Genomic DNA, 19,896 nt, shown 5'->3' with positions numbered 1-19,896 from the left:
ATTTCGATAACGAGTTCTCTGCGCCGCGCGGCCGCACCGCGTGCCGGACAGACAGACAGCTGGACATGTGTCTGGACGGTACCACTGACACCTGTGGAGGACAATGGAATCTGCGCGGACGGCCGAGCACACCTCCGAGAATGCGACACTCGGGGCGGCGGCGCGGCAGAATCGCCACGACCAGGTGAACAAGAACGTGTTCTTGCGCCATCAAGGCTGATCGGAATATATTCCGAACACATGTCCAGACACTTGGGAGAGATCGCGATGAGCCTGCTGCCAACGGACAGCTCACGGTTGTTGATCGACGGGAAGCTCGTCAGCGGCGGCGGTGGCGAGTTCGACACCGTCAACCCGGCGACCGAGGAGGTGCTCGGCGCCGCCGCCGACGCGAACGGCGCCGACATGGACGCGGCGATCCAGGCCGCCCGCACCGCCTTCGACTCGACCTCCTGGTCGCGCGATCACGCCTTCCGGGCCCGCTGCGTCGGCCAGCTGCGGGATGCGCTGAAGGCCGACGTGGAGCGGCTGCGCGCCGTCACCGTCGCGGAGGCGGGCGCACCGGTCATGCTGACCAGCGGCCCGCAGCTGGAGGCGCCGATCGACGACCTGACCTTCGCGGCCGAGCTGGCCGCGAACTACACCTGGGAGACCGACCACGGCGAGGCCGCCCCGATGGGGATGCGCAGCCACCGCACGGTGCGCCGCGAGGCGATCGGGGTGGTCGGCGCGATCACGCCGTGGAACTTCCCGCACCAGATCAACTTCGCCAAGCTCGGCCCCGCGCTCGCCGCGGGCAACACGGTGGTGCTCAAGCCGGCGCCGGACACCCCGTGGTGCGCCGCCGAGGTGGGCCGGATCATCGCCGAGCAGACCGATATCCCGCCGGGCGTCGTCAATATCGTGACCTCGTCCGACCACGGCCTCGGCACCCAGCTCACCACTGACCCGCGGGTCGACATGGTGACCTTCACCGGCTCCACCGCGACCGGCAAGTCGGTCATGACCGCCGCCGCGGGCACGCTGAAGAAGACCTTCCTCGAGCTCGGCGGCAAGTCCGCCAGCATCGTCCTGGACGACGCCGACCTGGGCGGCGCCGTCGGCATGACCGCCTTCGCGGTGGCCATCCACGCCGGTCAGGGCTGCGCGCTCTACACCAGGCTGGTGGTGCCGCGGGCCAAGTACGCCGAGGCGGTGGAGATCGCCGCAGGCACGCTCGGCGGGATCAGGGCGGGCGATCCGACAGACCCGCGCACCGTCTGCGGGCCGCTCATCTCCGAGCGGCAGCGCGCCCGGGTGGAGCGCTACCTGGAGATCGCGAAGGCCGAGGGCGGCCGGATCGTGGTCGGCGGCAAGCGCCCGGAGTACCAGGAGCGCGGCTGGTTCCTCGAGCCGACGCTGATCGCCGACGTGGACAACAGCCACACCGTCGCCCGCGAGGAGATCTTCGGCCCGGTGCTCGTCGTCATCCCGCACGACGGCGACGACGACGCCGTCGCCATCGCCAACGACTCCCCCTACGGCCTCTCCGGGCAGATCTGGGGCTCCGACCCCGGGCGCATCCGCCGGGTCACCGACGCCGTGCGCAGCGGCACGCTCTCGGTGAACGGCGGCGTCTGGTACTCGGGCGACGTGCCGTTCGGCGGCTACAAGCAGTCCGGCATCGGCCGCGAGATGGGCGTGCTCGGGTTCGAGGAGTACCTGGAAGCCAAGCTCGTCGCGACCGGGCTCTGAGCCCCTTTTCCCGAAAACGAATGGAGCAGAACGTGTCCCGTTTCGCAGGACGATCCGCCATCGTCACCGGCGCCGCACAGGGCATCGGCGCCGCGTACGCGCAGGCGCTGGCCGCCGAGGGCGCCAAGGTGGTCGTCGCCGACCGCAATGCCGAGGCCGGGAAGGCCGTCGCGGAGAAGATCGTCGCCGACGGCGGCACCGCCGTCTTCGGCGAGGTCGACGTGGCCGACCCGGATTCCGCCGCCGCGCTCGCCGCCTTCACGCTGGAGCGGTTCGGCGCCATCGACCACCTGGTGAACAATGCCGCCATCTACGGCGACATGAAGCTGGACCTGCTGCTCACCGTGCCGTGGGACTACTACAAGAAGTTCATGAGCGTGAACATGGACGGCGCGCTGAACGTCACCCGCGCGGTCTGGGAGCACATGGCCAAGGGGGGCGGCGGCTCGATCGTCAACCAGTCCTCCACCGCGGCCTGGCTCTACTCCGGCTTCTACGGCCTGGCCAAGGTCGGGGTGAACGGCCTGACCCAGCAGCTCGCCACCGAGCTGGGCGGCTCGAACATCAGGATCAACGCCATCGCGCCCGGCCCGATCGACACCGAGGCCACCAAGAACGTCACCCCGGGCAACATGGTCAGGGACATGGTGAATCGGCTGCCGCTCAAGCGGATGGGCACCCCCGAGGATCTCGTCGGCGCCTGCCTGTTCCTGCTCTCCGACGACGCGAACTGGGTGACCGGCCAGATCGTCAACGTCGACGGCGGACAGATCTTCCGGTCATGAGCGAGCGGGTCGCCTTCATCGGGCTCGGCAACATGGGCGCGCCCATGGCGAAGCGGCTGCTCGCCTGGCCCGGCGGGCTCACGGTGTGCGACGTGCGCGCCGAGGCGGTCGAGCCGTTCACGGCGAAGGGCGCGGTCGCGGCGGCCACGCCTGCCGAGGCCGCGGCCGGGGCGCGGGTCGTCTCGATCACCGTGCTCGACGATGCCCAGGTGCGCGAGGTGGTCGCGGGCGAGAACGGGGTGCTGCGCAGGGCCGCCCCCGGCACCGTGATCGCGGTGCACTCCACGATCGCCGACCGGACCGCCGAGGAACTGGCCGGGCAGTGTGCCGCACAGGGGGTCGACCTGGTCGACGCCCCGGTGAGCGGCGGCGCGGGCGGGGCCAAGGACGGGCGGCTCGCGGTCATGGTCGGCGGCAGCGACGCCGCCTTCGCGGCGGTCGAGGAGCCGTTCGGGCTCTTCTCCGACCTCGTGGTGCACGCGGGGCCGGTGGGCGCGGGGACCAGGATGAAGCTGGCCCGCAACCTGCTGCACTTCGTCGCCTTCACCGCCGCCACCGAGGGGCAGCGGCTGGCCGAGGCGGCCGGGCTGGACATCACCGCGCTCGGCAAGGTGGTGCGGCACTCGGACGCCGTGACCGGCGGCGCGGGCTCGATCATGCTGCGCGACACCACCGCGCCGATCCCGGAGGGCGACTTCTGGCTGCCGATCCTCACCCACGTGCGCGGGCTCGGCGAGAAGGATCTGAGCCTGGCGCTCGACCTGGGCGAGCGGCTCGGTGTCTCGCTGCCGCTGGCGCAGCAGGCGCTGCGGGACTTCGGTATCGGGCTCGGCGTCGGGCGCGGCCCGCTCGCCGAGAAAGCGGAGGAGGACCGTTCATGAGCGAACGCAGGGAGAAGGGCCTCGCCAAGATGAGCGAGGTCTATGGCTGGGAATTCAAGGACGGCCCCGGCGATCACTTCGCCGCCACCGCCGACCACCTCTTCGCCGACATCTGGTCCCGCGAGGCGCTGAGCATCCGGGATCGCAGGCTGCTGCTGATCGGGCTGCTCACCGCGCAGAACCTCTTCGACGTCGCCGAGATCCAGATCGGCGCGGCGCTCGGCAACGGCGAGTTCACCCCGGAGCAGCTGCGCGACGCGGCGCTGTTCCTGTGTCACTACGCGGGCTGGCCGCTCGGCACCAAGCTGGATTCCGTGGTCGGCAAGGTCATCGCCCAGCAGGAGAAGAAGAAGTGAGCGATCAGGAAACCTCGCTGCGGCCGGTCGCGGCCGAGTCGATCACCGAGTGGGACGAGACCGCGGACGTGGTGATCGCCGGGTACGGCATCGCCGGGGTCTGCGCCGCCATCGAGGCGGCGCGGGCGGGCGCGAACGTACTCATCCTGGAGCGCACCAGCGGGTGGGGCGGAGCCGCCTCACTGGCGGGCGGCTGGGTGTACCTGGGCGGCGGCACCCCGCTGCAGCAGGCGCTCGGCTTCGAGGATTCGCCGGAGAACATGGAGAAGTTCCTGCTCGCGGCGGTCGGGCCCGGCGCGGACAGGGCGAAGATCGGCGACTACAGCCGGGGCAGCGTCGAGCACTACAACTGGCTGGTCGGCAACGGCGTCCCGTTCAAGGAGGCGTTCTGGGGTGAGCCGGGCTGGGAGCCGCCGCACGACGAGGGGCTCGGCTACTCCGGCGGCGAGAACGCGGCGCCGTTCAACGCCATCGCCACCCCGGCCCCGCGCGGGCACGTGCCGCAGATGTCGAACAAGCGCACCGGCTCCAAGGGCGGCGGCTACATGCTGATGAAGCCGCTCGCCGAGACCGCCGAGTCGCTCGGCGTCCGGGTCGAGTACGACATCCGGCTGGCCCGGCTGATCACCGACGGCGAGCGGGTGGTCGGGGTGCTGGCCAAGCGCTACGGCAAGGAGATCGCCGTGCGCGCCGAGCGCGGGGTGGTGCTGGCCACGGGCAGCTTCGCCTACGCCGAGCAGATGATCTCCGACTACGCGCCGCAGCTCATCGGCCGCCCCGGCGCCGCCATCGAGGAGCACGACGGCATCGGCATCAAGCTGGCCGCCGCGCTCGGCGCCGCCACCTCGCACCTGAACGCCACCGAGGTCGCCTTCTTCGGCGACCCGCAGCTCATGGCGCGCGGCATCATGGTCAACGGCCGCGGCCAGCGCTACGTCCCGGAGGACACCTACCCGGGCCGGATCGGGCAGATGACGCTGTTCCACCAGGAGAACCAGGCGTACCTGGTGATCGACGAGCGGGCGCACGAGGAGGCGCTGGCCACCGAGACCTCGACGCCGTTCTTCCGGGTGCCGCCCACCTGGGCCGCGGAGACGGTGGCCGAGCTGGAGATCGACATGGGGCTCCCGGAGCGGGCGCTGCAGAGCACGGTCGAGGTCTACAACCACTACGCCGCCGAAGGCACCGACCCGCTGTTCGGCAAGAAGGAGCAGTGGCTGCGGCCGCTCACCGGCGCGGTGGCCGCCTTCGACATGCGCAACTTCACCGCCGGGTTCACCCTCGGCGGGCTGCGCACCGATCTCGATGCCAGGGTGCTGCATGTTTCCGGGGAGCCGATCGCTGGCCTCTACGCCGCCGGACGCTGCACTTCCGGCATCTGTACCGGCGGTTATGTCAGCGGAGCATCACTCGGAGACGGTAGCTTCTACGGCCGGAGGGCCGGACTCGCCGCGGCGAAGAACTGACCCGCGATCGGCGGGATTCCCGGCGGCGCACTACCGTGCAAGATCAAGCCGCCTGATCACCTGAGCGAAAGACGAGGCAGGCAATGCGTTTCGGCATCGTGCTGTTCACCAGTGACCGCGGTATCACCCCCGCGGCGGCGGCCAAGGCCGCCGAGGAGACCGGCTTCCACTCCTTCTACGTGCCCGAGCACACCCACATCCCGGTGAAGCGCGAGGCCGCCCATCCGCAGACCGGCGACGCGTCGCTGCCGGACGACCGCTACATGCGCACCCTCGACCCGTGGGTCGCGCTCGGCACCGCCGCCGCGGTGACCTCACGGATCGAGCTGGCCACCGCGGTCGCGCTGCCGGTGGAGCACGACCCGATCACCCTGGCCAAGACCATCGCCACGCTGGACCACCTCTCCGGTGGCCGGGTGGTGCTCGGCGCCGGCTTCGGCTGGAACACCGACGAGCTGAGCGACCACGGCGTCCCGCCGGGCAAGCGGCGCACGGTGCTGCGCGAGTACCTGGAGGCCATGCGCGCGCTGTGGACCCAGGAGGAGGCGTCCTACCAGGGCGACTACGTCAGCTTCGGCCCCAGCTGGGCCTACCCCAAGCCGACCGGCGAAGTGCCGGTGCTGATCGGCGCGGCGGGCACCGAGAAGACCTTCGGCTGGATCGCGAAGTCGGCGGACGGCTGGATCACCACCCCCGGCGAGACCGACGTGACCGACCGGCTGGCGCTGCTGCACCGGATCTGGGACGAGGCGGGCCGGGCGGGCAAGCCGCGGGTGGTCGCGCTGGACTTCAAGCCGGACGCCGACCGGCTCACCGACTGGGCCGCGGCAGGCGTCACCGACGTGCTCTACGGCCTGCCGGACAAACCGGAGCCCGAGGTCAGGGCCTACCTGGAACGGCTGGCGGGCAAGCTCGCCGCACTGCCCGCAGCCGTCGAAGCGGGGCGCTGATGCGGGTCGCCCTGCTCTCCTACCGCAGCAAGACGCACTGCGGCGGGCAGGGCGTCTACGTCCGGCTGCTCAGCTCCGGGCTGGTCGAGCTGGGCCACGAGGTCGAGGTCTTCTCCGGGCAGCCGTACCCGGAGGAGCTCGACCCGAGGGTCCGGCTGACCGAGGTACCGAGCCTCGACCTCTACTGCGACGAGAATCCCTTCCGGACCCCGCACCCGCGCGAGATCAGGGACCGGCTCGACGTACTCGAGGTCGCCACCATGTGGACCGCGGGCTTCCCCGAGCCGCGCACCTTCAGCCTGCGCGCGGCCCGGCTGCTGCGCGAGCGGCTCGCCGACTTCGACGTGGTGCACGACAACCAGTGCCTCGGCACCGGGCTGCTCGACATCGCGAAGCACCTGCCGGTGGTCGCCACCGTGCACCACCCGATCACCAGGGACCGCGCGGTCGACCTGGCCGCCGCGAAGTGGTGGCGCAAGCCGCTGGTGCACCGCTGGTACGGCTTCCTCGGCATGCAGCAGCGGGTGGCGCGGCGGCTCCCGGAGCTGGTCACCGTCTCCTCCACCTCGGCCACCGATATCGCCACCGACTTCGGCGTCGACCCGGCGCAGCTGCACGTGGTGCCGCTCGGCGTCGACACCGAGCTCTTCGCCCCGCGACCCGCGCCGCGGGTGCCGGGCCGGATCGTCGCCGTGGCGAGCGCGGACAAGCCGCTCAAGGGCGTCGCGCACCTGCTGCGCGCCTGCGCCCGGATGCGCTCGCTGCGCTCGATCGAGCTGCACCTGGTGGCCAAGCTGGAGCCGAACGGCCCTACCGAGAAGCTGATCGCCGAGCTCGGCCTCACCGACATCGTCACCGTGCACTCCGGCGTCGCCGACCTGGAGCTGGCCGAGCTGCTCGCCTCCGCCGAGGTCGCGGCCATCCCGTCGCTGTACGAGGGGTTCTCGCTGCCCGCCGTCGAGGCCATGGCCAGCGGGACCCCGCTGGTGGTGAGCCGGGCGGGTGCGCTCCCCGAGGTGGTCGGCGAGCCCGGCGTCTGCGCCGAGCTCACCACCCCCGGCGACGACGCCGCGCTGGCCACCGTGATCGGCGGGCTGCTCGACGACCCCGCCCGCCGGGCCCGCATGCAGCTGGCCTGCCGGGAGCGCGCGGTCACCGTGTTCAGCTGGGAGTCGGTGGCGGCCCAGACCGTGGAGGTGTACCGGCGCGCGATCGAGCGGCACGCCGGTTCGGAGCAGGAGGAGGGCGCGCGTGCTGACCGTTGATTTCGACCGGATCGGTGTCGGACCGGGGGTGCGGGTCATCGACGTGGGCTGCGGCGCAGGCAGGCACTCCTTCGAGGCCTACCGCCGCGGTGCCGAGGTGATCGCCTTCGACCAGGACGCCCCCGAACTCGACAATGTCGAGACCATGTTCGGCGCCATGGCCGCCGCCGGCGAGGCGCCCCCCGGCGCCTCGGCCAAGACCGTGCAGGGCGACGCGCTCGCGCTGCCCTACGGCGACGACACCTTCGACGTGGTGATCGCCTCGGAGATCCTGGAGCACGTCCCCGCCGACGAGGCCGCCATCGCCGAGCTGGTCCGCGTGCTTCGTCCCGGCGGGCAGCTCGTGGTGACGGTGCCGCGCTGGCTGCCGGAGCGGATCTGCTGGGCGCTGTCGGACGAGTACCACGCCAACGAGGGCGGGCACGTCCGGATCTACAAGGCCAGCGAGCTGCGGGAGAAGGTCGCCAAGCTGGGGATGCGGTTCGTCCGCGACACCCACGTGCACGCGCTGCACGCGCCGTACTGGTGGATCAAGTGCGCGGTCGGGGTGCGCAACGACAACCACCCGTTGGCGAAGGCGTATCACAAGCTGCTGGTCTGGGACATGATGAAGGCGCCACGGGTGACCCGGACCGCGGAGCGGCTGCTCGACCCGCTGATCGGCAAGAGCGTTGCCCTGTACTTCGTCAAGCCGGCGGTGCAGCGTGCCGCCCTCTGAACTTCCCTCCGTCGCGGGGGTGTTCAGCAGGCGGCAGTGCCTGAAGACCGCGGAGTCGATCGCGACCGTGCAGGAGTCGACGGGCGCCATCCCGTGGTTCACCGGCGGGCACACCGACCCGTGGGACCACGTGGAGTCGGCCATGGCGCTGTCCGTGGCCGGGCTCTACGACGAGGCGGTGGCCGCCTACCGCTGGTCGGCGTCGACGCAGAACGCCGACGGCTCCTGGCCGCGGCAGTTCCGCTCCGGCGTCGTCGAATCCGCGGATATCGACGTCAACTTCTGCGCCTACCTGGCGGTCGGCGTCTGGCACCACCTGCTGCGCAGCGGCGATCTCGACTTCGCCCGCGAGCTGTGGCCGAGCGTGCGCGCCGGGCTCGATTTCGTGGTCGCGCTGCAACTGCCGCGCGGGGTGATCCCGTGGACCCTCGGCACGGACGAAGCGCTGGTCACCGGCAACTCCAGCATGTACCAGAGCCTGGGCTGCGGGCTCGCGCTCGCCGAGCGGCTCGGTGATCCGCAGCCTCTCTGGGCCTCGGCCAGGCATCGGCTCGGCGCGGCTTTGCGCGACGATCCCGGCGCCTGCACGCCCAAGGACCGCTACTCCATGGACTGGTACTACCCGATCCTCGGTGGTGCCCTGCGCGGCCCGGCCGCGCACGCGCGGATCGACGCCTCGTGGTCGCGGTTCGTGGTCGGCAATATCGGCATCCGCTGCGTCTCCGACCGGCCGTGGGTCACCGGGGCCGAGACCTGCGAACTCGTCCTCGCGCTGGATGCCATGGGTGAGCACTCGCGCGCCGGTTCCCTGTTCGCCGCCATGCAGCACCTGCGGGAGCAGGACGGGTCCTACTGGACCGGGCTGGTCTTCGCGGACGGTAAGCGCTGGCCCGAAGAGCGCACCACCTGGACCGGCGCCGCGGTGGTACTCGCTGCCGATGCGCTCTCCCGGGCGACCCCCGCCAACGGCATCTTCCGCGACCTGCTGCCCGACGCAGTCCCCGTCACCTCCAGATAGCGCGAGCGCCGCCCCGCCAATGCCCAGCGGGTAGATTGTTTCGAGCACGGGTGCGGGGCAAGGGGGCACGATGGCATCACAGCGTTCAATTCCGGGCGGCCAGCGGTGACCGCCGAAAACACGCCGTTCTCCGTGGACCTCGACGAGGTCGAGCAGGTCGTCTCGCGGCTGGCCGGGCTCGCCGGATTTCTCGCCGATCACATCGACCAGATCGACGCGAAGGTGTCGACGCTACTGGGCAGTACAGCTTGGGAGGGCGCCGCCGCCGAGGCCTACGGGACGGCACAGCGGCAGTGGTCGGCCGGTGCCCGCCAGTTCGTCGATGGCGTCCGCGAGATGAGCACAGCGGCCCGCACCGCGCACGATTCCTATACCGAAGCCGGCGCCGTCAATACCCGGCTGTTCCGCGGCCGGTAGGGGCTCGACATTGTCGCCGATCACCGTCGACCCCGCTGTCTACTACGCTGCCGCGCAAGCGATTCGCAACGAGTACGCGGGTGTGCTCGACTCGGTCCGCAACTCCCTGAACCCGGGGCTCGCGACCAGCGCGGGAATGGCCGGAAACTACCCGGCCGCCGCTCCGTGGGTGAGCAGATACTCCGCGGTCGCCGCCGATCTGGAGGGCGTGCTCGTCGCCTACGGCAACGCGGTTCAGACCATGGGCGACATGCTCGAACTCGCCGGCTACACCTGGGCGAAGGCCGAACACGACGCGAACCCGGCCGCGAACAAGGGCGGCGGGCCGGTGTCACCGCCACCCCGAATCGGCCAGACCTGGGATGACAGGAACATCGACATTCCCGACCCCATGCCCGCGCCGTACACCACCTCCGACCGCGGCCTGCGGTCCAATTCGGACATCTTCCGGGATACGTTCGCCGCCGCCCTCCGGCACGGCAATGCGCAGGTACCGACCGGGGACACCGACGCACTCGACGCGGCGAGCACCGCGTGGCGCAGCTTCGGCGACCATGACACATGGCGCGCAGGCCCCGCCCGCATCCAGGCGATAGCCGCCTCCTTCGACACAGCCGAGGCGCCGGAGAAGGCAGACATCCTCGACATGCTCGGCATTCTCGCCGCGGCGCCCACCGCCGTCACCGAAGTCAGCGCGGGGTTCGCCGCGGCCACCGCGGCGCATGCCGCCGCGCTCGCGGACCTGCGATCGCGGCTCGTGGCGAATGCGGCCGGAGCCTTCCCGGACAGCACCGTCACCGCGGCGGCCTCGAATACCGCGGTCACCATCTCCTTCGCTGAAGCGCCGGAGGGCGCAGCCCTGGTGGACGGGGCCGCGGCGCTCGCGACCACGATCATGGGCCATACGCTCTACAGCCTGCTCGCCGCCGCCGAGTTCACCGGCGCCGTAGGCCTTCCGCAACTGAAGGCGAGACTGGAGGAGATCATGTCCTCCCCCGTCGACGAACTCGTCAACCGAGCCAGCTGGAAATCTCCCGCGCCCAAGTGCGAACTCAACCCCGACGGTCTGCGTGACCACCACGGGGCCAACGACATCGTGCGCGGATGGATCGATGATGCGGTCCGCTACGGCAACGAAGCCGGAGTAGACCCCAAGCAGGTACTCGCCGTCGTCTTCAATGAGGGCGGGAACCGGGCAGATACCCAGCTCGAGCAGATCGGGAGCGGATACTGGGATGCGATCAGAGAGATCCTCAATCCGATCCGCGAGGCCACCAGTCCCGCCGACATGGGTATGTCTCTCGGCTTGACCAATATCAAAGAGAAGACATACCAGCAACTTCAGGAGAAGTACCCGGACGAGTTCGGCAGCATTCCATGGGAGCGCGTTCAGTACGATGATTCATTCGCCATCATGTCGGCCACCTACACACTGAAGCGAATCCAGGAGCAGTACGGTCTGCGAGCGCCGGGAGAGATTCAAGAGAAATATAGTAGCAACGATTTCATGGCCGCTGGGTATAATTCTGAGCTGAGTATGGAATCTTACTTTCAACAGGGTGATCTCGGCCCACAGGTGAAGCAGTACCTCACCATGAATGACAGCTCATATGCGAAAGCTTCTGAGATAATAGACGGGGCCTACACATGTCGATAGCAACCAGCGCACGGAGATTGCTGAGGTACGGACTGATCGGATTCCTTGTCCTGGTCGGCCTCTCCCCCCTGATCGTGGGCGGACTCATCGCCTGGAACCAGATTCGCATCAGGGTGGACCCACCCGCCGAGATGCGGCATGCGACCGCCACCGAAGTATCCGGCTTCGAGGAGGTATCCCTGAGCAAGGCCGACCTCGGAGGCTTGCAGGTGACTAGAGTATTCCTCGGTCCGGTCGTGGAACGGCCCCGCGACCACATCACATCGCCGGGAGCGGGATTCACAGAGAAGAGCGGGCCGAGCAACCCGTTCGGCGAATCCTGGATCCTCCAGGGCAACTACCCGGACGATTGCTTCGTCAGCGTTTATCGCATCTACGACGGGCGGGTACTGCGCGGGATCGAAGGGTTATCGGACATCCAGCGCAGCGAAGTTTCGAAAGGTGAAAAGATGGTTCTTCAGATGAAGTTCGCGTGCGGGAGAGGCTGAGTACAGCATGTCGCTATTAATGACGCTTCGTACGCGAGAGCTTCCGAGATAATAGACGGAACATACACATGCCGATAGCTCGCCGAGCACCGAAGGCTTCGAAGCGCCTGCTGATCCCCCTTCTGGTGGCGATAGGAATCTCGCCGGTGATCCTCGTCGGCGTAGTCGCATGGGGGAAAATCCGCGCCGAAGTCGATCCTCCGGCGGAAATGCGACATGCCACGTCCACCGAGGTGGAGGGCTTCGAGGAAGTATCTCTCGATAGCGCGAACATCGATCGCCTGGTGGTCACCAAGACCTTCATCGGACCCGTTGCCGAAAGGCCACAGGACGGAATCACATCACCAGGTGCGGTATTCACGCCGATGGATAAGGTGAACGCCTCGTACGGCACGATTTTTCTCGTGCACGGGGCCTACCGAGATGGTTGTTTCGTGGGCGTCCATCAGATCGGCGATGGACGAGCACTGCGAGGCGTCGACGGGCTGTCGGATAGTCAACGCGACGAGGTGGTCCGGGGCGAAAAGGTAGTCCTGGAGATGAAATTCGCGTGCGGCGAGGGATGACGTCGCATTTCCGCCAGGCCTGGCGGATTTCCGTACGGCGTTGGCCGGCTATGAACGAAAACGCCCCAGCCCTTGCGAGAGCCGGGGCGTTCGACCGATCCGGGCGTTCAGGCGAGGTCGAACTCCCCACCCCGGACACCCGCGGTGAAGGCGGCCCACTCACCGGGGGTGAAGACCAGGGCGGGCCCGGTCGGGTTCTTGGAGTCGCGCATGCCGACCAGTCCCCCGTCCAGATGCGCGACCTCCACGCAGTCGTTGCCCCCGGAGCTGAAAGACGACTTGAACCACTCGGCATTGGACAGGTCTACGGTCACTGCTGGTACTCCCTCGCTATGCGCCGCAGCGCTTGCTTGCTGTCGGCTGGGGACAACGCGGAGGCGGTGAGGCGACTGAACGTCTCACGGTACTGCTCGATCACCTCCGGCTTGTCGTAGTACATGTTTCCACGGTAGCCCTCGATGTAGGCCGTCGCCTTCTCTCCCGTCGAAGCATCGAAGTCCAGGAGAGTGAACGGTCCGGGAGCCACACCGAGGGGGTATCCACTGGTGAACGGAAGGAGCTGCACGTTCACGTTGACGGGCAGATCGATGATGTGCAGTAGCTGCTCGGCCATGGTCCGCGGATTACCTACCAAGTATCGGAGAGCTGCCTCCGACAGCAGAAGCCGGACTTCAACCGGGTTCCGCTTCCTGGTGATGATCCTCTGCCTGTTCACACGGACGGTGTACAACTTGTCGAGCAATTCTTCTCCGGCTGCGTTGCTGTGGAACGCGCTCTCCAAAGCTCTCGCATAGCTACGAGTTTGGAAGAGTCCGCTGATCAGGTCAGGCCGGAAGATGGTCAACTTCGACGCGGCAGCTTCCAGACTGACGTACAGCTCGAAGTCGGCGCGAATCGCACCACCGCTGTACTCGTGCCACCACATCCCCTCCCCATCATTGGACGCCGCGACCTTCGCCAGCTCCAAGAGCCCGTCCAGCCTGTCCGTCGTCTCGTACACCTGGCACAGCGCCTGGATGTCCAGCATCCGGATGCGCCCGGCCTCGCCCTTCTCCAGGCGCTGCAAGGTGCCGGTGCCGCGCTCGATCAGCCTGGCGGCGTTGGCAATCGACATTCCCGCCTCCAACCGCATGTCGCGGAGGTGCCTGCCGAGCTGGCGGCGCGGGATCGTGGTGAGGGGCTTCTTCGGGCTTGGCATTGGGTGGCATCTCCCCGGATTTTTGGGTGGCGCACGAACTGATGGATGGACAGCGCGGGAGGAAGCTCTCGGGCCGGTATCTCGCCGGTAGCTGGGATGCGGATACCGGACCGATGGGCGACCTTCAGGGACTTTGGGCGAAGTCCCTTGGACCTCCCATTCTACCCGTGCCGGTGAGCGTATCCGGTATCTACTGACGCCGGATCACCGGTGATTTCAACAGCTTTCCCACTCTCGACTCACCGGTCGGTCCCTCCGAACGGACTACGCAGGGGCAGGGGCGGCATGGTTTCAGTAGACGAGCGATGGCTGGATTGCGGATTCGATCCCGACCAACTGAACCGGCACTCCGCGACGCTGATCCTGTCGTTCCACCGGCACCCGCCGGGACAGCACTGCCTGCCGGAGATCGCCGCGCTGGCCTTCCTCTCGGAGCCGGCCGCCGGGTATGAGTGGGAGTAGACCCGTGGACAGGCATATCCGCATCGAGTACGCGGTCGGGGTGATCTTCGACTTCCGGATCAGTGACACCGCGGTCGGACAGCTGGAGAGCATGCTGCACGAGTGGGCGCCGGACGCCGAGATCACCGTGGACGACGACGTGACCGACGAACTGCCCATGATTCCGTGCGCGAGCCTGTGGGAGCCGTGATGGGGTGGGTGGTCATACCCGCGGCAGAGGTCTACGAACGGCTGCTTCCACTGCTGCCACCGCCCGGTTCCGTCGCGGCGGCGGACCGGGGGCAGCTGCCGGACGTGCCCGACCCGACCGTGGTCTTCCGGCGCCCCAATGCCCCACTCCACCTCGAGGAAGTACCACTGACCATTCGGTTTCGGGGTGCACTCGCCGATCAACGGCGACGTCCTCGAGGAACGGCTGCGGCAGCAGACGCAGGAGTACCGCGCGTTGCTCGCCGACAAACGCCCGCTGCAGGCGGCCGACGCCCTCAGCAGCGTCCTCGAACCGGCGACCCGCGCCTTCGGCGCGGACAGTCCGCGGGTACTCGAACTCCGGCTCGACGTCGCGCCGGCGCGTTTCCTCGGTGGCGAATTCCGCAAGACGAGGGCGGAATTCGACGCACTCGTGTCGGCCTTCGCCCGGGTGCGGGGTTTCGCCGACGAGCTGACCGTTCAATGTCGCAAGTTCGCCGCGGACTGTCGGATCGAACTCGGCGAACTCACCGAGGCACTCACCGGGCTGCGCGCGGTGCTCGACGATGTGTGCGCCGTACAGGGTGACGGCAGCGAGACGGCGCTGGAGCTGCGACTCGCCCTGGGGCGGCTGCTCGCGCACATGGGGGATCGCTCGGAAGCCTGTGAGGTCCTGGATGCGCTGTACGAGGATCTGCTGATCGTTCGTGGTGCCGACGATCCGCTGACCGGGGAGGTCGCGGCAGCGTTGGAGCGGTTCGGCGACGATGATCCGGCGCTCGTCGGGGAAGAATGGTCGTGATCGGCCCTTGGTGCCGGAACAGTACCCCGGCCGCCGATGAGTTCGGCAGCTGCGGACCGTCGATACCTCGGACCAACCGAAGCGCAGGAGGTACGGGATGACCAGGGTTTTGATTGCGGGAGCGAGTATCGCGGGGCCGGCGCTGGCACTCTGGCTGCACCGGTGGGGCGCCGAGGTCACCGTGGTGGAGCGGGCCCCCGAGCTGCGGCCGGGCGGGCAGGCGGTGGATGCGCGCGGGGTGACGAAGGAGGTCATCCGGCGGATGGGGCTGGACGCGGCGGTGCGCGCGGCCCGCACCGCTACCGCGGGCGGGCACATCGTGGACGCGGACGGGAACGTGCTGGAGACGTTCAGCGCGGAGGACGACGGCGGGGACGGGCACATCGCGGAGATCGAGATCCTGCGCGGCGACCTGTCGCAGGTGCTCTACGACGCCACCCGCGCCGACGTCGAGTACCGCTTCGATGACCGGATCGCCGAGCTCACCCAGGACGCCGACGGGGTCGACGTGATCTTCGCCAGCGGCGAACGGCGGCGTTTCGAGCTGGTGATCGGCGCGGACGGGCTGCACTCGTCGCTGCGCGCACTGGTCTTCGGCCCGCACGAGCGGTTCGTCCGCCACCTCGGGCACATGCTCGCCTTCTACAGCGTGCCCAACGAGTTCGGGCTGGACCGCTGGCTGCTCGACCACCAGGAGCCGGGCCGTTCCGCCGGCCTGCGCCCTATCCGGGACGCCACCCAGGCCATGGCGATCTTCGCCTTCGCCGCGCCCGGTCTCGAAGTCGACCATCGCGACATCGAGGCGCAGAAGCGGCTGCTGCGGGAGCGGATGTCCGGGTTCGGCTGGGAGACGCAGCGGATCCTCGCGCATCTCGATGACGCGCAGGACTTCTACCTGGACCAGGTCGCCCAGGTGAAGATGGAGCGCTGGTCGAACGGCCGGGTCGCGCTGCTCGGGGACGCGGCCTTCAGCTCGTCCCCGCTCTCCGGGCAGGGCACCGGACTCGCCCTGGTCGGCGCCTACCTGCTGGCTGGCGAGCTGGCCGCGGCGGGCTGGAACCCGGAAGCCGGGTTCGCGGCCTACGAAGCGCGGATGCGGCCGTTCGTCGAGGCCAATCAGGAGATGGGCCGGTTGCACGCCCGCAGCAAAGACGTCCCTCCCCCGCCGGAACCGGACTTCGATTTCGAGCTCATCGACCGCGCGATCAACGGCGTCGAACTGCCCGACTACGCCGTCGATGAGCAGTACGCGCCACGCACTGGATAGCCGAGCGATCCCGCTGTGTCGGCTATTCCGGCTGCCAGGGATCGATCACGGACCCCCATCAGGGCGAAGTCCCGGTCATCGCGGGTCACCACCGGCATGCCGTGCTCGGACGCGGTGGCCGCGATGAAGGCGTCGCGCTCCGGTCGAGTACCGGCTCGACGGGCGCCGAGCGGAAACCCATGCACCGACCGAGGGCCGGCCGCGCCGGCGGACTTGCGCAATTCGCTGATGACATTGGTGTCCAGGAGGAAGGTCACAGGTCGGGGACCTGCAGTTCGATCGACAACGGCGCAGGTTCGAACGCGATATCGCCGTCCAGGCTGAGCCTGGATACGAGGTCCTGGCCGTCGGCGCGGAGCCGACGGTACTCGGCCATGGACAGGAGGACGAAGGCATCCTCGCCGCGATCGGTGATCACGACGGGACCATGTTCCGCGGCGCGCTTCGCCGCGCTGACATCGCGGTTGAACTCACGAGCGCTGATGGTCGCCATCGGCCCACCCGTGTCGACGTAGGGACGTACCACCTCAGCCGACCGGCGCCACCCGCTGCAGGATCCGCAGCGAACCGGTGTGCCCGACCTCGCGGAACTCCCCGCTCTCCAGCGCCCGGCAGTAGATCTCGTAGGGCGGGCGCCCACCGTCGGCCGGATCCGGGAAGACGTCGTGGATCGCCATGACCCCGCCCTCGGCGACCCACGGCGCCCAGCCCTCGTAGTCGCGGTGTGCTGCCTCGCTGGAGTGCCCGCCGTCGACGAAGAGGAAGGCGATGGGGGTGCGCCAGGTGGCGGCGACGGTGGGCGAATCGCCGACGATCGCGAGCACGCGGTCGGTGAGCCCGGCCTTGACCACGGCACGGCGGAATGTCGGCAGCGTGTCGAAACGGCCGGTCTCGGAGTCGACCAGGGAGGTGTCGTGGTATTCCCAGCCGGGCTGGTGCTCTTCCGAACCCTGGTGGTGATCGATGGTGTAGAGCACCGCGTCGATTTCCCGCGCGGCGGCACCGAGCAGAATTGCGGATTTTCCGCAATAGGTTCCGATCTCCACCATTACGGCGCCCGCGGCGAATTGTTTCGCGGCCTCGAAGAGCGCCAGCCCCTCGTGTTCGGGAAGAAAGCCGGGGACCTTCTCCGCGAAGGCGAACAACTCCTCGGTCGTCGCTACTCCCAGGGTGTTGACCGGTGCCATTGTGACCTGTCTCTCCACTCGTTGACCTGCGGTGACGCCACTCGGGCGAGTTGATCCCACCCGGTGTTCAGAGTATCATCCAGACACATGTCCGATGGCGATTCCAAAATCCTCGAAGCGACCCGCAGGCGCCTCACCGGGAAGCAAGCCGAAACGGTCGAGAAGCTCACGACATCGGCCATGACGGTACTCGCGCGCGAGGGTTTCGCCGGGATGACCATCCGTATGGTAGCGGCAGGCGCCGGGGTCGGGACGGCCACCGCCTACACCTATTTCTCCTCCAAGGAGCACCTGGTCGCGGAGATATTCTGGCGCAGGCTGCGCACCTCGCCCTCGCCGGTGAGCGATGACGCCGACCCCGTGGTGCGGGTGCTCGCCGAACTGCGCAATATCGCTCTGCTCGTCGCGGACGAGCCGGAATTCTCCGGCGCGGTCACCAGCGCGCTACTCGGGCGCGACCCGGACGTGCAGCACCTCCGGCTGCGCATCGGCGTCGAGATCCGCAACCGGCTCACCGGCGCGCTCGCCCCGAACGCGGACGCCGAAATCGTGGAATCGCTGGAGTTGCTCTATGCCGGCGCCCTGGTGCGCGCCGGAATGGGGTACGAATCGTATTCCGAGATCGCCGAGCGCATCGAGCGCTCCGCCAAGCTCATCCTGCGTTGAAAAGGACGTCCATGGACAAGCCCCGCCTGCTCGACTCCGCCCTGGTCGGGACGATCATGAAATACGGGTCGCGGGCCAACGCCTGGATCTACCGCCGCACCGACGGCAAGGTCGGCGGCAGCTGGCGGGTCGGGGCGGGCTTCCGCAAGCCGGTGCCGACGCTGCTGCTCGAGCACACCGGGCGGCGCTCCGGTAAGACATTCACCGCGCCACTGCTCTACATCACCGACGGGGCCGACATCGTGGTGGTCGGTTCGCAGGGCGGCAAGGCGGACCACCCGCAGTGGTACCTGAACCTGCTCGCGCATCCGCAGGCGCACGTGCAGATCGGCGGGGAGCGCACGGCGGTCGTCGCGCGCGCGGCCGACGATGCCGAGCGGGAGCGGCTGTGGCCGCGGCTGGTCGAGGCGTATGCGGATTTCGACACCTACCAGTCGTGGACGCAGCGGCGGATTCCGGTCGTGCTGCTCAGCCCGGCCTGATTTCGCTCGAGCCGAGCCGAGGGGTTTGCCGGAGGCGCGGGCAGGCGGCACGGTGGAGTGATGCTGCCCGTGCTGGATCTCGCCGCCGACCCGGCCACGCTGCGCCCCGCTCTGCGTGCGGCCGCGCACTCCGTGGGGTTCTTCTACCTCGTCGGGCACGGGGTGCCGGAGGCCGAGATCAGCGGGATCCTCGCGCTCGCCCGCGAGTTCTTCGCGCTGCCCGCTGCGGCGAAGGCCGAGATCAGCCAGTTGGAGAGCCCGCAGTTCCGCGGGTACTCGCGGCTCGGGGGTGAACTCACCAACGGGGCCGTCGACTGGCGCGAGCAGGTCGATATCGGCCCCGAGCGGCCGGTGATCCCCGGCGCCTCGGGCTATCTGCGGTTGCAGGGACCGAACCTGTGGCCGTCCGCGCTGCCCGCCTTCCGGCCTGCCTTCGAGCGGTGGGACGCGCTGCTCTCCGCGGTGGGGCTGCGGTTGCTGCGGCACTGGTCGGTGTCGCTCGGCGCTGCCGAATCGCACTTCGACGCCGCGTTCGCCCGCGATCCGGCCACCTTGATCAAGGTGGTGCGCTACCCGGGCAGCGCGGAGAATCCGCAGGGCGTCGGGGCGCACAAGGACTCCGGCGTCCTGACGCTCCTGCTGGTCGAGCCCGGTTCGCGCGGGTTGCAGGTCGAGGGCGAGGACGGGAGTTGGATCGACGCCGACCCGCTCCCCGGTGCCTTCATCGTCAATATCGGCGAACTGCTCGAAGTAGCCACCGGCGGATACCTGCGCGCCACCCGCCACCGCGTGCTCGCTCCCGCCCCCGGTACCGACCGCATCTCCATCCCCTACTTCCTCAACCCCGCCCTCGACGCCCGCGTCCCGGTGATCACCCTGCCGCCGGAGCTCGCCGCGCACTCCCGCGGAGTGGAGGCCGATCCCGATAATCCGATCTTCGGCACGTACGGGGCGAATGCCTGGAAGTCGCGCACTCGCGCGCACCCGGACGTCGCGCTGCGGCACCACGGAATCCGAGAGGACGCGACCCGGACACAAGGAACTCCTTAGTATCTCCAGTGATACTATTACTCGGTGGCCAAGGCCGAGAAGATTCTCGTGCGGATGCGGGAATCGCCCACCAACATCAGCTATTCGGAACTCTATCTCGTGTGCTGCGCGCACTTCGGTGCGCCGCGGCGGAAGGGAACCAGTCACGCGGTGTTCCGAATGCCGTGGCCGGGCGATCCGCGCGTCAATATCCAGCGGGGCTCAGATGGTAGCGCCAAGGTCTACCAGGTGAAACAAGCTGTCGCGGCGATAGACCGACTGCTGCGGCTGGGATCGGAAGACGGTGACTGAC

The 19,896-nt window shown here is 68.8% G+C and carries 26 protein-coding genes; 21 read left to right on the top strand and 5 right to left on the bottom strand.

Translation table 11 applies throughout. The features are described 5' to 3' along the window. Positions 1–267: 267 nt before the first annotated feature. From ACFO0B_RS00155 to ACFO0B_RS00095, 13 genes are all read left to right on the top strand, one after another. Positions 268–1,734 carry an aldehyde dehydrogenase gene (locus ACFO0B_RS00155; protein WP_378610180.1) on the top strand — a complete coding sequence of 489 codons (1,467 nt, stop codon included), beginning with the start codon at positions 268–270 and terminating at the stop codon, positions 1,732–1,734. 32 nt (positions 1,735–1,766) lie between these two features. After that, entirely contained in the window at positions 1,767–2,519 is a 753-nt protein-coding gene (locus ACFO0B_RS00150; protein ID WP_378610179.1) for an SDR family oxidoreductase, read from the top strand. Then, on the top strand, positions 2,516–3,400 hold the full coding sequence (locus ACFO0B_RS00145; RefSeq protein WP_378610178.1) for an NAD(P)-dependent oxidoreductase: 885 nt from the start codon (positions 2,516–2,518) through the stop codon (positions 3,398–3,400). The genes ACFO0B_RS00150 and ACFO0B_RS00145 overlap by 4 nt, the downstream gene beginning before the upstream one ends. After that, entirely contained in the window at positions 3,397–3,756 is a 360-nt protein-coding gene (locus ACFO0B_RS00140) for a carboxymuconolactone decarboxylase family protein (RefSeq protein WP_378610177.1), read from the top strand. The genes ACFO0B_RS00145 and ACFO0B_RS00140 overlap by 4 nt, the downstream gene beginning before the upstream one ends. After that, the gene (locus tag ACFO0B_RS00135; RefSeq protein WP_378610176.1) at positions 3,753–5,222 is read left to right on the top strand and encodes an FAD-dependent oxidoreductase; all 1,470 of its coding nucleotides are present in this window, start codon (positions 3,753–3,755) and stop codon (positions 5,220–5,222) included. Before ACFO0B_RS00140 ends, ACFO0B_RS00135 begins: the two co-directional genes overlap by 4 nt. A gap of 83 nt (positions 5,223–5,305) precedes the next feature. Further along, positions 5,306–6,172 (top strand): LLM class F420-dependent oxidoreductase, encoded by an 867-nt coding sequence (locus ACFO0B_RS00130; RefSeq protein WP_378610175.1) that lies wholly within the window; start codon positions 5,306–5,308, stop codon positions 6,170–6,172. Next, the gene (locus ACFO0B_RS00125) at positions 6,172–7,437 is read left to right on the top strand and encodes a glycosyltransferase family 4 protein (RefSeq protein WP_378610174.1); all 1,266 of its coding nucleotides are present in this window, start codon (positions 6,172–6,174) and stop codon (positions 7,435–7,437) included. The genes ACFO0B_RS00130 and ACFO0B_RS00125 overlap by 1 nt, the downstream gene beginning before the upstream one ends. Then, positions 7,424–8,155 carry a class I SAM-dependent methyltransferase gene (locus ACFO0B_RS00120; RefSeq protein ID WP_378610173.1) on the top strand — a complete coding sequence of 244 codons (732 nt, stop codon included), beginning with the start codon at positions 7,424–7,426 and terminating at the stop codon, positions 8,153–8,155. Before ACFO0B_RS00125 ends, ACFO0B_RS00120 begins: the two co-directional genes overlap by 14 nt. Then, positions 8,142–9,173 (top strand): prenyltransferase, encoded by a 1,032-nt coding sequence (locus ACFO0B_RS00115; RefSeq protein WP_378610172.1) that lies wholly within the window; start codon positions 8,142–8,144, stop codon positions 9,171–9,173. Before ACFO0B_RS00120 ends, ACFO0B_RS00115 begins: the two co-directional genes overlap by 14 nt. Before the next feature lie 105 nt (positions 9,174–9,278). Continuing rightward, entirely contained in the window at positions 9,279–9,590 is a 312-nt protein-coding gene (locus ACFO0B_RS00110; RefSeq protein ID WP_378610171.1) for a WXG100 family type VII secretion target, read from the top strand. Between the two features lie 10 nt (positions 9,591–9,600). Further along, entirely contained in the window at positions 9,601–11,247 is a 1,647-nt protein-coding gene (locus tag ACFO0B_RS00105; protein ID WP_378610170.1) for a hypothetical protein, read from the top strand. Further along, positions 11,238–11,735, top strand: coding sequence for a hypothetical protein (locus tag ACFO0B_RS00100; protein ID WP_378610169.1), 498 nt, complete (start codon positions 11,238–11,240; stop codon positions 11,733–11,735). Before ACFO0B_RS00105 ends, ACFO0B_RS00100 begins: the two co-directional genes overlap by 10 nt. A 68-nt stretch (positions 11,736–11,803) precedes the next feature. Then, a complete protein-coding gene (locus ACFO0B_RS00095; RefSeq protein WP_378610168.1) occupies positions 11,804–12,301 on the top strand; it encodes a hypothetical protein in 498 nt (165 codons plus the stop codon). A 107-nt stretch (positions 12,302–12,408) separates the two neighbouring features. Here the strand turns inward: ACFO0B_RS00095 and ACFO0B_RS00090 are convergent, their stop codons facing one another. Both ACFO0B_RS00090 and ACFO0B_RS00085 read right to left on the bottom strand, forming a co-directional pair. After that, the gene (locus ACFO0B_RS00090) at positions 12,409–12,615 is read right to left on the bottom strand and encodes a DUF397 domain-containing protein (protein WP_378610167.1); all 207 of its coding nucleotides are present in this window, start codon (positions 12,613–12,615) and stop codon (positions 12,409–12,411) included. After that, a complete protein-coding gene (locus ACFO0B_RS00085) occupies positions 12,612–13,499 on the bottom strand; it encodes a helix-turn-helix domain-containing protein (RefSeq protein WP_378610166.1) in 888 nt (295 codons plus the stop codon). Before ACFO0B_RS00085 ends, ACFO0B_RS00090 begins: the two co-directional genes overlap by 4 nt. Before the next feature lie 285 nt (positions 13,500–13,784). Between ACFO0B_RS00085 and ACFO0B_RS00080 the strand changes: the two genes are divergently transcribed. From ACFO0B_RS00080 to ACFO0B_RS00065, 4 genes are all read left to right on the top strand, one after another. Next, positions 13,785–13,961, top strand: a complete 177-nt coding sequence (locus ACFO0B_RS00080) for a hypothetical protein (RefSeq protein ID WP_378610165.1) — start codon at positions 13,785–13,787, stop codon at positions 13,959–13,961. 4 nt (positions 13,962–13,965) lie between these two features. Further along, positions 13,966–14,151, top strand: coding sequence for a hypothetical protein (locus ACFO0B_RS00075; protein WP_378610164.1), 186 nt, complete (start codon positions 13,966–13,968; stop codon positions 14,149–14,151). Positions 14,152–14,337: 186 nt separating this feature from the next. Then, on the top strand, positions 14,338–14,952 hold the full coding sequence (locus ACFO0B_RS00070) for a hypothetical protein (RefSeq protein WP_378610163.1): 615 nt from the start codon (positions 14,338–14,340) through the stop codon (positions 14,950–14,952). Between the two features lie 97 nt (positions 14,953–15,049). After that, the gene (locus ACFO0B_RS00065; RefSeq protein ID WP_378610162.1) at positions 15,050–16,219 is read left to right on the top strand and encodes an FAD-dependent monooxygenase; all 1,170 of its coding nucleotides are present in this window, start codon (positions 15,050–15,052) and stop codon (positions 16,217–16,219) included. On the opposite strand, the gene ACFO0B_RS00060 is transcribed toward ACFO0B_RS00065, so the two are convergent. From ACFO0B_RS00060 to ACFO0B_RS00050, 3 genes are read right to left on the bottom strand one after another with little or no spacing between them, the layout of a single operon-like run. Then, positions 16,180–16,476: a DUF5615 family PIN-like protein gene (locus ACFO0B_RS00060; RefSeq protein WP_378610161.1), complete on the bottom strand. Its 297-nt coding sequence runs from the start codon at positions 16,474–16,476 to the stop codon at positions 16,180–16,182. The genes ACFO0B_RS00065 and ACFO0B_RS00060 overlap by 40 nt on opposite strands. Then, positions 16,473–16,712 carry a type II toxin-antitoxin system Phd/YefM family antitoxin gene (locus ACFO0B_RS00055; RefSeq protein ID WP_378610160.1) on the bottom strand — a complete coding sequence of 80 codons (240 nt, stop codon included), beginning with the start codon at positions 16,710–16,712 and terminating at the stop codon, positions 16,473–16,475. The genes ACFO0B_RS00060 and ACFO0B_RS00055 overlap by 4 nt, the downstream gene beginning before the upstream one ends. A 34-nt stretch (positions 16,713–16,746) precedes the next feature. After that, positions 16,747–17,406 (bottom strand): class I SAM-dependent methyltransferase, encoded by a 660-nt coding sequence (locus ACFO0B_RS00050; protein WP_378610159.1) that lies wholly within the window; start codon positions 17,404–17,406, stop codon positions 16,747–16,749. Between the two features lie 87 nt (positions 17,407–17,493). On the opposite strand from ACFO0B_RS00050, the gene ACFO0B_RS00045 reads away from it, so the two are divergent. The 4 genes from ACFO0B_RS00045 to ACFO0B_RS00030 are packed head-to-tail and all read left to right on the top strand — an operon-like array spanning position 17,494 to position 19,895. Further along, complete coding sequence (locus ACFO0B_RS00045; protein ID WP_357025411.1) at positions 17,494–18,072, top strand: TetR/AcrR family transcriptional regulator; 579 nt, start codon at positions 17,494–17,496, stop codon at positions 18,070–18,072. An 11-nt stretch (positions 18,073–18,083) separates the two neighbouring features. Continuing rightward, positions 18,084–18,554, top strand: a complete 471-nt coding sequence (locus ACFO0B_RS00040) for a nitroreductase family deazaflavin-dependent oxidoreductase (RefSeq protein ID WP_378610158.1) — start codon at positions 18,084–18,086, stop codon at positions 18,552–18,554. Positions 18,555–18,614: 60 nt separating this feature from the next. Then, positions 18,615–19,604 carry an isopenicillin N synthase family dioxygenase gene (locus tag ACFO0B_RS00035; RefSeq protein WP_378610157.1) on the top strand — a complete coding sequence of 330 codons (990 nt, stop codon included), beginning with the start codon at positions 18,615–18,617 and terminating at the stop codon, positions 19,602–19,604. Positions 19,605–19,628: 24 nt separating this feature from the next. Then, on the top strand, positions 19,629–19,895 hold the full coding sequence (locus ACFO0B_RS00030) for a toxin HicA (RefSeq protein WP_378610156.1): 267 nt from the start codon (positions 19,629–19,631) through the stop codon (positions 19,893–19,895). The last annotated feature ends 1 nt before the right edge of the window (position 19,896 follow it).

It is taken from the genome of Nocardia jiangsuensis, assembly GCF_042650385.1.
GTDB lineage: Bacteria > Actinomycetota > Actinomycetes > Mycobacteriales > Mycobacteriaceae > Nocardia > Nocardia jiangsuensis.
This window is presented reverse-complemented; position numbering and strand designations above follow the sequence as displayed.

Bases quoted from the DNA above. Each gene is read 5' to 3' on its own strand.
- ACFO0B_RS00035 (WP_378610157.1), top strand. From the start codon at position 18,615: ATGCTGCCCGTGCTGGATCTCGCCGCCGACCCGGCCACGCTGCGCCCC.
- ACFO0B_RS00085 (WP_378610166.1), bottom strand. From the start codon at position 13,499: ATGCCAAGCCCGAAGAAGCCCCTCACCACGATCCCGCGCCGCCAGCTC.
- ACFO0B_RS00050 (WP_378610159.1), bottom strand. From the start codon at position 17,406: ATGGCACCGGTCAACACCCTGGGAGTAGCGACGACCGAGGAGTTGTTC.
- ACFO0B_RS00080 (WP_378610165.1), top strand. From the start codon at position 13,785: ATGGTTTCAGTAGACGAGCGATGGCTGGATTGCGGATTCGATCCCGAC.
- ACFO0B_RS00045 (WP_357025411.1), top strand. From the start codon at position 17,494: ATGTCCGATGGCGATTCCAAAATCCTCGAAGCGACCCGCAGGCGCCTC.
- ACFO0B_RS00140 (WP_378610177.1), top strand. From the start codon at position 3,397: ATGAGCGAACGCAGGGAGAAGGGCCTCGCCAAGATGAGCGAGGTCTAT.
- ACFO0B_RS00055 (WP_378610160.1), bottom strand. From the start codon at position 16,712: ATGGCGACCATCAGCGCTCGTGAGTTCAACCGCGATGTCAGCGCGGCG.
- ACFO0B_RS00095 (WP_378610168.1), top strand. From the start codon at position 11,804: ATGCCGATAGCTCGCCGAGCACCGAAGGCTTCGAAGCGCCTGCTGATC.
- ACFO0B_RS00065 (WP_378610162.1), top strand. From the start codon at position 15,050: ATGACCAGGGTTTTGATTGCGGGAGCGAGTATCGCGGGGCCGGCGCTG.
- ACFO0B_RS00155 (WP_378610180.1), top strand. From the start codon at position 268: ATGAGCCTGCTGCCAACGGACAGCTCACGGTTGTTGATCGACGGGAAG.
- ACFO0B_RS00130 (WP_378610175.1), top strand. From the start codon at position 5,306: ATGCGTTTCGGCATCGTGCTGTTCACCAGTGACCGCGGTATCACCCCC.
- ACFO0B_RS00125 (WP_378610174.1), top strand. From the start codon at position 6,172: ATGCGGGTCGCCCTGCTCTCCTACCGCAGCAAGACGCACTGCGGCGGG.
- ACFO0B_RS00145 (WP_378610178.1), top strand. From the start codon at position 2,516: ATGAGCGAGCGGGTCGCCTTCATCGGGCTCGGCAACATGGGCGCGCCC.
- ACFO0B_RS00040 (WP_378610158.1), top strand. From the start codon at position 18,084: ATGGACAAGCCCCGCCTGCTCGACTCCGCCCTGGTCGGGACGATCATG.
- ACFO0B_RS00100 (WP_378610169.1), top strand. From the start codon at position 11,238: ATGTCGATAGCAACCAGCGCACGGAGATTGCTGAGGTACGGACTGATC.